Source organism: Halovivax limisalsi (genome assembly GCF_023093535.1).
GTDB lineage: Archaea > Halobacteriota > Halobacteria > Halobacteriales > Natrialbaceae > Halovivax > Halovivax limisalsi.
Map to the genome: position 1 here is coordinate 81,119 of NZ_CP095757.1, position 16,106 is coordinate 97,224.

General features: G+C 66.1%; 5 protein-coding genes. All 5 read right to left on the reverse strand.

Features of this window, described 5'->3' with window-relative positions; genetic code table 11:
• Positions 1-42: 42 nt before the first annotated feature.
• Entirely contained in the window at positions 43-6,117 is a 6,075-nt protein-coding gene (locus MXA07_RS00415) for a cohesin domain-containing protein (RefSeq protein ID WP_247730076.1), read from the reverse strand.
• Positions 6,118-6,726: 609 nt separating this feature from the next.
• Positions 6,727-8,682 carry a S8 family serine peptidase gene (locus MXA07_RS00420; RefSeq protein ID WP_247730077.1) on the reverse strand — a complete coding sequence of 652 codons (1,956 nt, stop codon included), beginning with the start codon at positions 8,680-8,682 and terminating at the stop codon, positions 6,727-6,729.
• Positions 8,683-8,973: 291 nt separating this feature from the next.
• Positions 8,974-11,700 (reverse strand): S8 family serine peptidase, encoded by a 2,727-nt coding sequence (locus tag MXA07_RS00425; RefSeq protein WP_247730078.1) that lies wholly within the window; start codon positions 11,698-11,700, stop codon positions 8,974-8,976.
• Positions 11,701-11,921: 221 nt separating this feature from the next.
• Positions 11,922-13,835: a S8 family serine peptidase gene (locus MXA07_RS00430; protein WP_247730079.1), complete on the reverse strand. Its 1,914-nt coding sequence runs from the start codon at positions 13,833-13,835 to the stop codon at positions 11,922-11,924.
• 135 nt (positions 13,836-13,970) lie between these two features.
• Positions 13,971-15,977 carry a S8 family serine peptidase gene (locus MXA07_RS00435; RefSeq protein WP_247730080.1) on the reverse strand — a complete coding sequence of 669 codons (2,007 nt, stop codon included), beginning with the start codon at positions 15,975-15,977 and terminating at the stop codon, positions 13,971-13,973.
• Between the last annotated feature and the right edge of the window lie 129 nt (positions 15,978-16,106).

Genomic DNA, 16,106 nt, shown 5'->3' on the forward strand with positions numbered 1-16,106 from the left:
ACCGTTTGCGGACCGCCGAGTCGCGGCGGCTTGCCTCGCCGATCAGTTGCCGATCCGGAACCGGGCGATAAGCGCCGTCGCGAAGAGGGCGATAAGCGCACTCGCCGCGGCGAACCCGGGCATGCCGTCGGTGCCGTTCGGCGAGACGGAGTCCGATTCGGCATCGCCGTCTGACGAGGCACCGTCGTCCGCGCCGTCGTCATTCGCAGCACCGTCGGAATCGGTCGACCCGTTCTCCGCCGACTCGGCGCTCGCGGACGAACCGGCGGTTGATTCGGTGACCGCCACGTCGCCGACGGCGGTCCCGTCGACGGAGAGAGTCACCGTACCGGCCGACTCGAACGCGTGCGAGACCTCGATCGTCGTCGTCTCGCCACCGCCGAGTGTGAGCTCCTGGACGCTGACCGGCGTGGATCCGACGTCGATCGGGAACTCGTACTGCCCCTCGACGTCGCCCGTGTTCGAGACCGTGATTCGGAGCGTGATCGATTCACCGACGGTGACCGACGTCGCGGAGAGTTCGACCGAGTCGATCTGGAACGACGCAGGATTCTCGACTTTCGGCGGCGGCAAGTAGACGCCACCACTGCTCGACGACGCCTCGACCTGGATGGAGGTACCCATCGGTTCGAACGGAATGTCCTCCGGCGGCGACTGCCCGTCGTTCAGCGTCGTGTCCGCCCCGACGAACGACAGCTCCGTCTCACCCGTCGCGGCCACGTCGAACGTGATCTCGGCCAGTTCGGGCGAATCGATCCCGCTCGCCTGGCTCTGCGTGAAGAATACCCAGCCGTCCTCGTTGTTGACGTTCGTCGTCGGATCGCTCATGTCCACGCCCGAGACGGACGCGACCTCCACGACAGACGGATCGAACGTCACGTTCGCACCGTAGCCCGCGACGTCATCCGCGTTCGTCTGGGCCGTCACCGTTATCTGGTCGCCTTCCTGTTCACCGGCCTCCAGCGAGAACGTGTTCTCCGGCGGCTCCTCGCCGCCGTCGTCCTCGACCGAGATCGTCGTCCCGACCGGCTCGAACGGAATATCCTCCGGCGGCGACTGTCCGTCGTTGAGCGACGTCCGCTTTTCGACGAATTCGAGGTCCGTCTCGCCCGTCGCAACAACGTCGAACGTGATTTCGGCCAGTTCGGGCGCGTCGATGCCGCTCGCCTGGCTCTGCGTGAAGAAGACCGACCCGTTCTCGTTGTCGACGTTCGTCACCGGATCGCTCATGTCGATCCCGGAGACGTCCGCGACCTCCACGACCGAGGGGTCGAACGTCACTTCCGCGCCGTAGCCCGCGACGTCGGCCGCGTTCGTCCGGGCGGTGACGCTGATCTGGTCGCCCTCTTGCTCGCCGGCCTCCAGCGAGAACGTGTTCTCCGGCGGCTCTTCGCCGCCGTCGTCCTCGACCGAGATCGTCGTTCCCTCGAGGTCGACCGGCACCTGCTCGTCCTCGTTGTTGACGAGCGTGTCTTCGGCGACGAATTCGAGGTCCGTCTCGCCCGTCGCGACCACGTCGAACGTGATCTCCGCGAGCGTCGGCGCATCCACGCCCTCGGCCTGGCTCTGCGTGAACGAGACCTCCCCGGCCTCGTTGTCGACGTTCGTCACCGGATCGGCCATGTCGACGCCAGAGACGGACGCCACTTCGACGACCGACGGGTCGAACGTCACCGTCGCCTGGTAGCCAGCCGTGTTCGCGACCGTCGTCTCCGCCGTCACGGATATCTGGTCGCCGTCCTGTTCACCGGCCTCCAGCGAGAACGTGTTCTCCGGCGGCTCCTCGCCGCCGTCGTCCTCGACCGAGATCGTCGTCCCGACCGGCTCGAACGGGATCGGCTCCGGCGGGCTCGAACCATCGTTAAGACTCGTTTCTTCCTCGACGAACGATAGCTCCGTCTCCCCCGTCGCGACCACGTCGAACGTGATCTCGGCCAGTTCGGGCGCGTCGATCCCGCTCGCCTGGCTCTGCGTGAAGAAGACCGACCCGTTCTCGTTGTCGACGTTCGTCACCGGATCGCTCATGTCGACGCCCGAGACGGACGCCACTTCGACGACCGACGGATCGAACGTCACTTCCGCGCCGTACCCGGCCACGTCTGCAGCGTCCGTCCGGGCGGTGACGCTGATCTGATCGCCGTCCTGCTCACCGGCCTCCAGCGAGAACGTGTTCTCCGGCGGCTCCTCGCCGCCGTCGTCCTCGACCGAGATCGTCGTGCCGACCGGCTCGAACGGAATGTCCTCCGGCGGGCTCGAATCGTCGTTCAGCGTCGTGTCCGCCCCGACGAACGACAGATCGGTTTCGCCCGTCGCGACCACGTCGAACGTGATTTCGGCCAGTTCGGGCGCATCGACGCCACTCGCCTGGCTCTGCGTGAAGAACACCCAGCCGTTCTCGTTGTTCACGTTCGTCACCGGGTCGCTCATGTCGATCCCGGAGACGGACGCCACTTCGACGACCGACGGATCGAACGTCACGTTCGCGCCGTAGCCCGCGACGCTCCCCGCGTTCGTCTGGGCCGTCACCGTTATCTGGTCGCCCTCCTGCTCGCCGGCCTCCAGCGAGAACGTGTTCTCCGGCGGCTCCTCGCCGCCGTCGTCCTCGACCGAGATCGTCGTGCCGACGGGTTCGAACGGAATGGGTTCCGGCGGCGACTGCCCGTCGTTGAGCGACGTCCGCTCCTCGACGAACGACAGTTCCGTCTCGCCCGTCGCGACCACGTCGAACGTGATTTCCGCCAGTTCGGGCGAATCGATGCCGCTCGCCTGGCTCTGCGTGAAGAAGACCGACCCGTTCTCGTTGTCGACGTTCGTCACCGGATCGCTCATGTCGATCCCGGAGACGTCCGCGACCTCCACGACCGAGGGGTCGAACGTCACTTCCGCGCCGTAGCCCGCGACGTCCGACGCGTTCGTCTGGGCCGTCACCGTTATCTGGTCGCCGTCCTGTTCGCCGGCCTCCAGCGAGAACGTGTTTTCGGGCGGCTCCTCACCACCGTCGTCCTCGACCGAGATGGTCGTCCCCTCGAGGTCGACCGGCACCTGCTCGTCCTCGTTGTTGACGAGCGTGTCTTCGGCGACGAATTCGAGGTCCGTCTCGCCCGTCGCGACCACGTCGAACGTAATCTCCGCGAGCGTCGGCGCATCCACGCCCTCGGCCTGGCTCTGCGTGAACGAGACCTCCCCGGCCTCGTTGTCGATGTTCGTCACCGGATCGGCCATGTCGACGCCAGAGACGGACGCCACTTCGACGACCGACGGATCGAACGTCACCGTCGCCTGGTAGCCAGCCGTGTTCGCGACCGTCGTCTCGACCGCGACGCCGATCTGATCGCCGTCTTGCTCACCAGCCTCGAGCGAGAGCGTGTCCGTCGGCGGCTCCTCGCCGCCGTCGTCCTCGACCGAGATCGTCGTTCCTTCCGGCTCGAACGGAATGTCCTCCGGCGGGCTCGAACCATCGTTCAGGCTCGTATCCGCCTCGACGAATTCCAGATCAGTCTCGCCCGTCGCCACGACGTCGAACGTGATCTCCGCGAGTTCCGGTTCGTCGATCCCGCTCGCCTGGCTCTGCGTGAAGAATACCCAGCCGTTCTCGTTGTCGATGTTGACGACCGGGTCGCTCATGTCGACGCCCGAGACGGACGCCACTTCGACGACCGACGGATCGAACGTCACGTTCGCACCGTATCCGGCCACGTCTGCAGCGTCCGTCTGGGCCGTCACCGTTATCTGGTCGCCCTCTTGCTCGCCGGCCTCCAGCGAGAACGTGTTCTCCGGCGGCTCCTCGCCGCCGTCGTCCTCGACCGAGATCGTCGTGCCCACCGGCTCGAACGGAATGTCCTCCGGCGGGCTCGAATCGTCGTTCAGCGTCGTGTCCCCCTCGACGAACGACAGATCGGTTTCGCCCGTCGCGACAACGTCGAACGTGATTTCGGCCAGCTCGGGCGCGTCGATCCCGCTCGCCTGGCTCTGCGTGAAGAACACCCAGCCGTTCTCGTTGTCGATGTTGACGACCGGGTCGCTCATGTCGATCCCGGAGACGGACGCCACTTCGACGACCGACGGATCGAACGTCACGTTCGCGCCGTAGCCCGCGACGCTCCCCGCGTTCGTCTGGGCGGTGACGCTGATCTGATCGCCCTCCTGCTCGCCGGCCTCAAGCGAGAACGTGTTTTCGGGCGGCTCTTCGCCACCGTCGTCCTCGACTGAAATGGTCGTCCCCTCGAGGTCGACCGGCACCTGCTCGTCCTCGTTGTTGACGAGCGTGTCTTCGGCGACGAATTCGAGATCGGTCTCGCCCGTCGCAACCACGTCGAACGTGATTTCGGCCAGTTCGGGCGAATCGATCCCGCTCGCCTGGCTCTGCGTGAAGAAGACCCAGCCGTCCTCGTTGTTGACGTTCGTCGTCGGATCGCTCATGTCCACGCCCGAAACGGACGCGACCTCCACGACGTCCGGGTCGAACGTCACGTTGGCCTGGTAGCCAGCGGTATTCTCGACGGTCGTCTGGGCGGTGACGCTGATCTGGTCGCCCTCTTGCTCGCCGGCCTCCAGCGAGAACGTGTTTTCGGGCGGCTCCTCACCACCGTCGTCCTCGACCGAGATGGTCGTCCCCTCGAGGTCGACCGGCACCTGCTCGTCCTCGTTGTTGACGAGCGTGTCTTCGGCGACGAATTCGAGGTCCGTCTCGCCCGTCGCAACCACGTCGAACGTGATCTCCGCGAGCGTCGGCGCGTCCACGCCCTCGGCCTGGCTCTGCGTGAACGAGACCTCCCCGGCCTCGTTGTCGACGTTCGTCACCGGATCGGCCATGTCGACGCCCGAAACGGACGCCACTTCGACGACCGACGGGTCGAACGTCACCGTCGCCTGGTAGCCAGCCGTGTTCGCGACCGTCGTCTCCGCCGTCACGGATATCTGGTCGCCGTCCTGCTCGCCCGCAACGAGGGAGAGCGTGTCCGTCGGCGGCTCCTCGCCGCCGTCGTCCTCGACCGAGATCGTCGTGCCTTCCGGCTCGAACGGGATCGGTTCAGGCGGGCTCGAATCGTCGTTCAGGCTCGTGTCCGCCTCGACGAACGATAGCTCCGTCTCGCCCGTCTCGACCACGTCGAAGGTGATCTCCGCGAGTTCCGGTTCGTCGACGCCACTCGCCTGACTCTGGGTGAAGAAGACCCAGCCGTTCTCGTTGTCGACGTTCGTCACCGGATCGCTCATGTCGACGCCCGAGACGGACGCGACCTCCACGACAGACGGATCGAACGTCACGTTCGCGCCGTAGCCCGCGACGCTCCCCGCGTTCGTCTGGGCCGTCACCGTTATCTGGTCGCCGTCCTGTTCACCGGCCTCCAGCGAGAACGTGTTCTCCGGCGGCTCCTCGCCGCCGTCGTCCTCGACGGCGATCGTCGTGCCCTCCGGCTCGAACGGGATCGGCTCCGGCGGGCTCGAACCATCGTTAAGACTCGTTTCTTCCTCGACGAACGACAGCTCCGTCTCGCCCGTCGAAACTACGTCGAAGGTGATCTCGGCGAGTTCGGGCGAATCGATGCCGCTCGCCTGGCTCTGCGTGAAGAAGACCGATCCGTTTGCGTTGTCCACGTTGACGACCGGATCGCTCATGTCGATTCCGGAGACGGACGCCACTTCGACGACCGACGGATCGAACGTGACTTCCGCACCGTACCCGGCCACGTCTGCAGCGTCCGTCCGGGCGGTGACGCTGATCTGGTCGCCCTCCTGCTCGCCGGCAACCAGGGAGAACGTGTTTTCGGGCGGTTCTTCACCGCCGTCGCCGAGGTCGAGCGTCGTGCCAACCAGCTGGTCGATCGGGATATCCTCCGGCGGACTCGAATCGTCGTTCAGCGTCGTGTCCGCGCCGACGAACTCGAGCTCCGTATCGACCGACTGCTGCACGGAGAACTCGATCTGGGCGAGTTCGGGCGCATCGACCCCGCTCGCCTGGCTCTGGGTGAAAAAGACCCAACCTTGCTCGTTGTTGATGTTCGTCACCGGATCGCTCATGTCGACGCCGGTGACCGACTCGACCTGAACGACATCCGGGTCGAACGTGACGTTCGCGCCGTAACCAGCGACCGACGACGCGTCGGTCGAGACGCTCACCGTCGCCGATTCATCTCCAACCGATACCGATTCCAGTACAATAGAAGCTTGTTCATCTGTGGCGGTCGAGGCCGAATCGAGCGGGCCCTGCGGGCCGGCACCCATCGCTGCACCGATCGGTGCCAGCACCGACCCGAGCATGAAAACGGCCAGCGCGACCGCGATAAGTTGACTTCTGTTCAGTATCATGGCATTTTATGCCACCGGAATGGTGACTCATTCTACGTTGATTGCTATAGCATAATAGTCTTTTCCACAGCTGTAGAAGCTGTAATTATACGTTTCCTATCGTACATTTCCGGGGAGAATTTCCGATACTAAAATGAGGAGCCGTTAGTCACTAATAAATAAAAAGTTCACCGGCGTCGATCGGATAGATGCCTGGTCCGGCGGTAAACTGCTGAATCCGGGCCACGGCACCGGCGTACCGCCCCGACCGCTGACGAATCAGTGCGGTTAGCACCGGGACGATTCAGTCACATTTGTATAGCTATAATACAGTATAATATTCTGGTTGCTTCGACCAGTCCGAATTCGAGTCGAGAAACGACGAAGTGCGGGGAACGCAGCCGAAGCCGGTGCCGGACGTGGACCGGCCCAATTCCGTGTTCAGGACCCGACGATGGTCTGGTGGATCGCCGTCACGTCGGCCGGCGTGATATCGCCGTCTTCGTCCAGGTCCGCACAGTCCTCGTCGAAGGTGTCGGGTTCGAGGCCCGCGATGAAGCGCTGGGTCTTCGTCGCGTCGAGCGAGGACACCTGCCCGTCGCCGTCGACGTCACCCGGCAGCTCACAGCCGGGGTCGGACTCGTCCGATTGGATCTCGACCGGCACCGAGTCGCCGTGATCCGAGCTGCTGACCGTCACCTCCCCGGAGCCGGCGTCGCCGGGCTTCGTGCTCCAGGTCAACTGGATCGACGTCGACTCGTTCGCCTCGAGCGAGACGGACGCCGAATCGGCGGTCATCCCACCGAGATCGGCGAGCTCGACCGTCTGCTCGCCGCTCGCGTCGCCGACGTTCTCGACGGTGGCGTCGACGACCAGGTCCTCCCCCTCGGTCACGGGCGAGTTCGTCCCCGCGACCTCGACGTCGAACTCGGCCACGCCCGGCTCGGCGGCCAGCTGCACGGCCTCGTAGGCGTCGACGATTCCCATGCCGTAGCGGGAGTCCCGCCCGGTCTCGGGGTTGAAGTGGTCCGCCTCGGATGGGTCCCAGGAGTCCGGCTTCCAGGTCGACTCGAGGATGACGTCCTTGACCGCTCGCGGCCCGAGGTCCGGGTTCGCGGACAGGACCAGCGCCGCGACGCCGGTCACGTGCGGCGTCGCCATCGAGGTCCCTTGCAGGGTGCAGTACTCGCCCTCCTGACAGCCGAGCATCCAGGCGTCCGGCGCACGCGCGCTGTAAATGGCCACGCCCGGCGCGGCCGCGTCGGGAACGATGAACTCGCCGGGCCAGTGGTCGTAGTAGTTCCCGTCGAAGTCGCCCTCGCTCACGAGGTCGCCGCTGGAGAACAGCGCGATCTCCCGTTCCTCGTTCGTCGCCCCAACCGAGATCGAGTCGTACGCCGCGGCGGGGGTGATGACCGACCCCTCGTTTTCGTTTCCGCTTCCCGCGACGACGAGCGTGCCCGCCTCCATCGTGTTGTGGACGACGTCGGCGAACGTGCCGAGCTCGGTCGTGCCGAGGCTGAAGTTGATGACGTCCGAGTCCGTCTCGACTGCCCACTCGAACGCCGCCATCACGTCGGCGTCGGCGCAACTCCCGGTGGAATCACAGACTTTCGCGTGCGCGAGGTCGGCGTCGGGCGCGACGCCGATCGCCGTTCCCGATGCGTCGCCGCCAGCGATCGTCCCGCTGACGTGCGTGCCGTGACCCATGCGGTCGACCGGCTCGCTCTCGTTGTTGAAGATGTCGTTCCAGCCGTTTTCCTCGGTGAGATCGATGTCCTGGTGGTCGGCGTGGACGCCCGTATCGGCGACCACGACGCGGACGCCCTCGCCCGTCGCGCCGAGTTCCTCCCAGGCCTCCGTGACGTTCAGTTGATCGAGTCCGTAAGTGACGTGGTCGTCCCGGGGCTCGACAGGATTCGACACGGGTACCAGGTCGGGAACCTCGAATTCGACGGTCGGCTCGAGACGCTCGACGCCGTCGATCGCCGCCAGCGTCTCGAGGTCGACCCGATCGAGATCGGCCGTCACCCGGACGCTGTTGCGAATCCAGAAGGTGTCCTCGACGGCGACCCCGTCGAGGCGCTCGAGCTCGGCGACCACCGGCTCCTGGGTCACCGCGGCTCGGGCCTTCAACGCGTCGACCACCGCGTCCGGTCCGCCCTGCAGGTCGGTCGTCGCGACGCCCGGCAATACCAGCCAGAGTTCAGTCGGGCCCGTTTCATCGTTAAGCGATGCGTCGATCGTCGCCGTCGTCGGATCGTCCGATACCGTCTCGGTGGTCGTCGCAGACGACGGGAGCGGGCCGCTCGCCCCCGCACCGAGGGGCGCGAAAATCGCGCCGGCCATCGCGACCGCGAGCAGTACGGCGATCAGTGTCGTGCGTTGACTTCTCATGAATCGTGTCACACCTCTCGGCGAGGTAATCGGCATATTTTTTCTACTATAAAATTAGTTGCTGCAATGGCTAATATTGACTATATTTTCTTAGGTACTAGTGTAATAAGTACATAAAACGGCTCGTGGGTGCGAACTGTACCGGACGATCTGGGAATCGGTCCGCCCGACGGGGTCGCTCGCGTCACGCTGGGCGGCCCGGTCGAGGAAGGTAAGAACGAAACGAAATACAACGTGGATCGCGACACCGGCTGGCGCTTACGCGGGGCGTTCCCCGCGCAAGAGCCGGCCTCAGCCCGTCATCCCGACGATGATCTGCTGGATCTGGGTCACGTCCGCCGGCGTGATCTCGCCGTCGCCGTTCAGATCCGCACAGGCCTCGTTGAAGGTGCCCGGATCCATCCCGACGATGTGCTGCTGGGTCTTCGTCGCGTCGATGGAGGTCACCTGTCCGTCGCCGTCCACGTCGCCCGCGAGCGCGCAATCGGACTCGCCGACGGCGAAGGACCCATCCAGGTACTCCGCGGGTTCGACGATCTCGTCCTCGGTGTTGAGCCGGGTAAACTCGGTGTCGAAGGTGAGATCCGTCGCGTCACCCGCCGAGCCGACCGCCTCGAACGTCAGGTTCGCGAGCGTCGGTGCGTCGGTGCCCTGGGCCGCGCTGGCCGAGAGCGTCAGCGTCCCGTTCTCGGCGTTGACCGTCGGGTCCGGAAGGTCGACGCCAGCGGCCTCGACGAACGAGACGACCGACGGATCGTAGTCGATACGGGCCTGGTAGCCCGCGATGCCGTCGAGGTCCGAATCGAGCGAAACCGTCGCCGTCTGGCCCGCACTCGCCTCGGCCTCACCCAGCCGGATGAAGCCCTCCTCCGGTGGCTCGTCCGCCTCGATGGTGAGCGAGCCGTCGGCGTATTCCGTGGGCTGGACGATCGCATCCTCGGTGTTGAGCTGCGTCTCCGACTCCGCGAACGCCAGGTCCGTCGAGTCGCCAGCCGACCCGACCGCCTCGAAGGTCAACTCGGCGAGCGTGGGCGCATCCACACCCTGCGCCTGACTCGCCGAGAGCGTCAGCGTCCCGTTCTCGTCGTTGACGGTCGGATCGTTGATGTCGACGCCCGACGCCTCGACGAAGTCGAATGCGCTGGCGTCGTAGCTGATCTGGGCCTGGTAGCCCGCGATGTCGTCGAAGTCGGTGTCGAGGTCGACCGTCACTTCCTCACCGGCTGCGACGCTGGCCGATCCCAGCCGGATGACGCCCTCCTCCGGCGGCTCGTCGCTCTGAATCTCGACCGTCGCGGTGTCGCTCTGGTCGCCGCTGCTGACGGTCACCTCGCCGGAACCGGCGTCGCCGACGTCGGTGTTCCAGGTCAGCTCGATCGACGTCGACTCGCCGGCGTCGAGCGAGACCGACTGGCTGTCGACGACCGCACCGTCGAAGTCGGCGAGTTCGATCGTGTCGTCACCGCTCCCGTCGCCGACGTTCTCGACCGTGGCGTCGACGACGAGGTCCTCGCCCTCGGTCACGGGCGCGTTCGTCCCGTCGATCGAGACGGCGAACTCGGCCTCGCCCGGGGGCTCGGCGACCTGACTCACGGCCTCGTAGGCGTCGACGATGCCGACGCCGTACCGGGAGTCGCGCCCGGTGTCCGGATTGTAGTGCTGGGCCTCGCCGGGGTCCCAGTCCTCGGGTTTCCAGGCCGCCTCCATCAAGACGTCCTTGACCTCGTACGGACCGAGGTCGGGATCGGCCGACATGACCAGCGCGGCGATCCCCGAGGAGTGGGGCGTCGCCATCGACGTGCCGCTGACGCGGCAGTACTCGGCGTCACCACAGTCGGCCATGCTACCGCCCGAGTGAGCGCTGTAAATGTTAACGCCGGGCGTAGTGACGTCCGGCGCGATGTACTCCTCGTCCTCGGGCCAGTGACTCATCCACTCGCCCAGCTGGAAGTCCTCCGGCGTGATCAACTTGCCACTCGAGAATCCGGCGACACTGTGGTTCTCGTGAATGGCACCGGCGGCGACGGAGTCCCACGGTGCGGCCGGCGAGATGACGGTTCCTTCCCCGCTGTTGCCGGCGCCAGCGACGACGAGCGTTCCCGCGTCCATCGTGTTGTAGACGGGCTCGATGTAACTCCCGTACGGCGTGCCACCCAGACTGAAGTTGAGAATGTCCGAATCCGTTTCGACCGCCCACTCGAAGGACTCCATGATGGCCTGCGAGTCGCAGGATTGGCCCGGGCAGACGCGCACGGCCCCGATCTCGACGTCGGGCGCGACGCCGATGGCGGTTCCCGAGGCGTCGCCGCCCGAGATCGTCCCGGTGACGTGGGTCCCGTGGCCGAAGGTGTCGACCGGCTCCGAGGAGTCGCCGGTCGCGTCGTACCAGCCGTCCTCCTCGGCGAGTTCGATGTCGGGGTGGTCGGCGACGACGCCGGTGTCGGCGACCGCGACGCGGATGCCCTCGCCGGTCACGTCGAAGTCCTCCCACACCTCGGGCGCGTTGATCGCGTCGAGACCCCAGGTGGGCTCGCCAGTACCGGCCTCGGCCGGCGTCGCACCATCGGGTTCGGGCACCTCGAGGGTCGGCGCCGGCAGGATGCGCTCGACGCCGTCGATCGCCGCCAGCGTCTCGAGGTCGATTTCGTCCAGATCCGCCGTCACGAGCACGCTGTTGCGGATCCAGAACGTATCCCGGACGGACACCGCATCGTACTCATCCAGCGCGTCGAGCACCGGTCCCTGGGTCCGCTCGGCGGTCGACTTCAGCGCCGATTCCACCGCGTCCGGACCGGCCTGCCGGGTCGACGCGTCGATGTCCGGCAGGTACAGGAAGAGGTCGGTCTCTCCGGATTCGTCGAAGAGCGATTCGTCGATCTGCGCCGTCGCGTCGGCTGCGTCCGCGGGCTCGGTAGACTGCGACTCGAGCGTGGTCGGGCTCGCCGCTCCCAGCGGAGCGAAGACGGCCCCGAGCAGCACCACAGCCAGTACGACGGCAGTACATCGGTTCGTGTTCATTTGTAATATTTCGAAGGTAACCATCTCTCGATGGCAGTTTGGTTCACTATTCGACTAATTAAATCAGTTATGCTACTGGCGTAATTTGTGCCCGTTCCGACCGACGAAACGGGACGCTGGGAAGGTGCGGAGACCACAGGAAACTCGAAGATAATCGGGCCGAACATTCCCAACGCGAGCCGCTCGAGTCGAGCAGGAACCGAAACCGGCTCGGGACCGTATCAGGCCGCGAAGCCGACGATCGCCTGGTGGATCGCCGTCACGTCCGCCGGCGTTATCGCGCCGTCGTCGGTCAGGTCCGCACAGTTCTCGTCGAAGGTGCCCGGATCGAGGCCGGCGATGTGCTGCTGGGTCTTCGTCGCGTCCAGCGAATTTACTTCGCCGTCGCCGTCGACGTCACCGGGCCGTTCGCAGCCGGGGTCGGATTCGTCCGGTTCGATTTCGACGGCCGCCGAAGCGGTGTCGTTTTCGCTGCTGACGGTCACCTCGCCGGAGCCAGCGTCGCCGACGTCGGTGTTCCAGGTCAGCTCGACCGTCGTCGACGCGCCCGCCTCGAGCGAGACCGACCGGCTGTCGACGACCGCGCCGTCGAAGTCGGCCAGTTCGATCGTCTCGTCACCGCTCTCGCCGCCGACGTTCTCGACCGTCGCGTCGACGACCAGCTCGTCGCCCTCGGTCACGGGCGCGTTCGTCCCGTCGATCGAGACGTCGAACTCGGCGGGTTCGGGTTCGCCCGCTCGCTCGACCGCCGCGTAGGCGTCGACGATGCCGACGCCGTACCGGGAGTCCCGACCGGTGTCGGGGTTGTAGTGCTGGGCCTCGTTCGGATCCCAGTCGTCGGGCTTCCAGGCCGTCTCCATCATGATGTCTTTGACCTCCCAGGCGGTCAGGTCTGGATTCGCCGAGAAGATCAGGGCCGCCGTGCCGGCCTTGTGCGGCGTCGACATCGACGTCCCGGCCTTCTCCTCGTACTCGCCGCCGGGGACGGCGCTCAGCACCAGGAAGCCGGGCGCCGCGAGGTCCGGCTTGATGTAGCCGCCGTCGGGCCAGTGGTCGAGATAGTTGTCGCCGAAGTCACTCTCCGTCAGCTTGTCGCCGCCGGAGGTGCCGGTTACGGCCAGGTTTTCGGCGATCGACCCGCTACCGACCGTGTCGTACCCCGAACCGGGTTCACCCGCCGTTCCCTCGCCGTTGTTCCCCATCGAGGAGACGACGAGCGTGCCCGCGTCCATCGTGTTGTAGACGACCTCGGAGTACATGCCGGTCGTCTGGCCGCTGAGACTCATGCTGATGACGTCCGAGTCGGTCTCGACGGCCCACTCGAAGGCTTCGACGAGCGGGTCGGGACCGGTTCCGTCACCGCCGAGGACGCGCGCGTGCGCGAGTTCGACGCCGGGAGCCACGCCGATCGCCGTTCCGGAGGCGTTGCCGCCGGCGACCGTTCCGCTGACGTGCGTGCCGTGGTCGTTGCTATACTCCGGCGTGTCGGAGCCCTGAGCCGGGTCCAGCCAGCCGTCCTCCTCGGCGAGATCGATATCCGGATGGGTCGGATCGACGCCGGTGTCGGCGACGACGACGCGAGCGCCCTCGCCGGTCACGCCGAACTCCTCCCAGACGTCCGGGGCGTTGATCGCGTCCAGCCCCCAGGTGACGTGATCGTCGGTCGGTTCGGGGTCGGGGTTCTCGGCGACCGGTTTCGGCGTCTCGATCGTCGCCCGCGGCTCGATGCGCTCGACGCCGTCGATCGCCGCCAGCGTCTCGAGGTCGATTTCGTCCAGATCCGCCGTCACGAAGACGCTATTTCGGATCCAGTACGTCGCCTCGACCGTCACCGCGTCGTAGCGTTCGACCGCCTCGATAACCGGCTCCTGGGTCCGTTCGGCCGTCGACTGCAGGGCCGAGACGACCGCGTCCGGCCCGCCCCGGCGCTCGACGGCGGGTACGTCCGGTAACACCAGGTGGAGTTGGGTCTCGCCGGACGCGTTCGAAAGCGATTCGTGTACTGACGCCGCGTCCGTCGCCGCGTCGTCGGCGGACGACAACGGGTGCGTCGCCGCACCGAGCGGGACGAACATCGTCCCCGCCAGCAGCGCGGCGAACAGTACCGCCAGCAGTTGGGTGTTGCTCAATCTCATGTGTGCTCGTGCCATCGTGTCGCGATGACTCGTCCCGGAACTAAGTTTATTTAGTAAAAATAGTTTCTGAGAAAATACGAGTAGTGTCACGATCTGCCGCAACCGAAACGGGTTCACACCGGGGTTAGACGGCCCTCAACTTCCGATCCCGACGATGATCTGCTGGATCCGGGTCACGTCTGCGGGCGTGATCTCGCCGTCACCGTTCAGATCCGCACAGGCTTCGTTGAAGGTGCCGGGATCCATGCCCACGATGTGTTGCTGGGTCTTCGTCGCGTCGATCGACGTCACCTGCCCGTCGCCGTCCACGTCGCCCGGCAGTTCACAGGCGGACTCGCCGACAGCGATGCTGCCGTCGAGGTACTCCGCGGGCTCGACCATGCTATCTTCCGTATAGAGTCGCGTGAACTCGGTATCGAAGACCAGGTCGGTGGCATCACCTGCCGAGCCGACCGCCTCGAAGGTTACCTCGGCGAGCGTCGGCGCGTCCACGCCCTGGGCCTGACTCGCCGACAGCGTCAGCGTCCCGTTCTCGTCGTTGACCGTCGGATCGTTGATGTCGACGCCCGACGCTTCGACGAACGAGACAACGGACGGATCGTAGTCGATGCGCGCCTGGTAGCCGGCGATGCCCTCGAGGTCGGTGTCCAGCGAAACCGTCGCGGTGTCACCTTCGGCCGCGGTAGCGTTGCCGAGCCGGAGGAACCGCTCCGTCGGCGGATCGGGCTCGGTGACCCGGCTCACGGCGGCGTGCAGATCGATGCTGCCGACCCCGTACCGGGAGTCGTGCCCGGTTTCCGGGTCGTGGTACTGCGCCTCGGTCGGGTCCCAGTCGTCCGGCTTCCAGGCCGTCTGCGCCAGCAGCTCCCGGATCGCCCAGCTGTCGACGGTCGGATCGGCCGAGCGTATCGTCGCCGCGGCACCCGCCACGTGCGCCGCGGCCATCGAAGTGCCGGAAAACTCCTCGTACTCGCCACCCGGCTGGGCACTCAGCACGTAGACGCCGGGCGCCACGACGTCCGGCGCGACGTACGACTCCTCGGGCCAGTGGTCCATCCAGTTCCCGCCGAAGTCGCCCTCGTCCAGCCGGTCGCCGCCGGAGAAATCCGCGACGCCGCCGTCCTCGTCGGTCGCCCCGACGCCGATCGAGTCGTAGCCGGCGCCCGGCGAGGCGACCGTCCCCTCGCCGTCGCCGCCGATCGACGCCACGACGAGCGTCCCCGCGTCCATCGCGTTGTAGACGGCGTCGACGGTATCGCCGGTGACCGATCCGGGGATGGCCAGATTGATGACGTCCGCGTCAGTCTCGACGGCCCACTCGATCGATCCGAGGATCGCGTCCAGCGGACAGCCGTCCACCTCGCAGACCCTGGCGACGCCGAGTTCGGCGTCTGGCGCGACGCCGATCGCGGTGCCCGTGGCGTTTCCGCCGACGAGGGTCCCGCTGACGTGCGTGCCGTGGCCGCTGTCGTCGACCGGGTCGTCGGCATCGCCGACGAGATCGATCCAGCCGTCCTCGTCGGCGAGGTCGATATCGGGATGGTCGGCGTCGACGCCCGTGTCGGCGACGACGACGCGGGCGCCCTCGCCAGTCACGCCGAACTCACCCCAGACGTCCGGGGCGTTGATCGCGTCCAACCCCCAGGTGACGTGATCGTCCTGCGAGTGCGCGACCGACGTCGCCTCGACGGGTTCGGGCGCCGGAACCGAAACGTGAGGTTCGATCCGCTCGACGCCGTCGATCGCTGCCAGCGTCTCGAGGTCGACCGCGTCGAGATCCGCCGTCACGAGCACGCTGTTGCGGATCCAGAACGTATCCTCGACGGTCACCGAATCGTACTCGTCGAGCGCGTCGAGCACCGGTCCCTGGGTCCGCTCGGCGATCGACTTCAGCGCCGATTCTACCGCCTCGGGATCGGTCTGTCGGGTCGCCTCGCCGACGTCCGGCAGATATAGGAAGAGGTCGGTCTCTCCCGATTCGTCGAAGAGTGAGTCGTCGATCTGTGCCGTCGCGTCGGCCACGTCCGCGGGCTCGGTGGCCTGGGGATCGAGCGTTGTCGGGCTCGCCGCTCCTAGCGGTGCGAAGACGGTCCCGAGCACCAGGACAGCCAGGACGAGGGCGATAAGTCGTTTCGGAGTCATCTGAATCGTTCTGGATATAACCTTTCCTCGACGGCATAATAATTCTTTTCTAGAAATAATAAATTATAATTACTATGTTGGATGTGAAAAACCTGCCAGCGAGACGGGGTGCGACGAATACGCGCGAAA

Excerpts from the sequence above, each read along its gene's own strand:
- MXA07_RS00425 (WP_247730078.1), bottom strand. The coding sequence starts at position 11,700 with ATGAACACGAACCGATGTACTGCCGTCGTACTGGCTGTGGTGCTGCTC.
- MXA07_RS00435 (WP_247730080.1), bottom strand. The coding sequence starts at position 15,977 with ATGACTCCGAAACGACTTATCGCCCTCGTCCTGGCTGTCCTGGTGCTC.
- MXA07_RS00420 (WP_247730077.1), bottom strand. The coding sequence starts at position 8,682 with ATGAGAAGTCAACGCACGACACTGATCGCCGTACTGCTCGCGGTCGCG.
- MXA07_RS00430 (WP_247730079.1), bottom strand. The coding sequence starts at position 13,835 with ATGAGATTGAGCAACACCCAACTGCTGGCGGTACTGTTCGCCGCGCTG.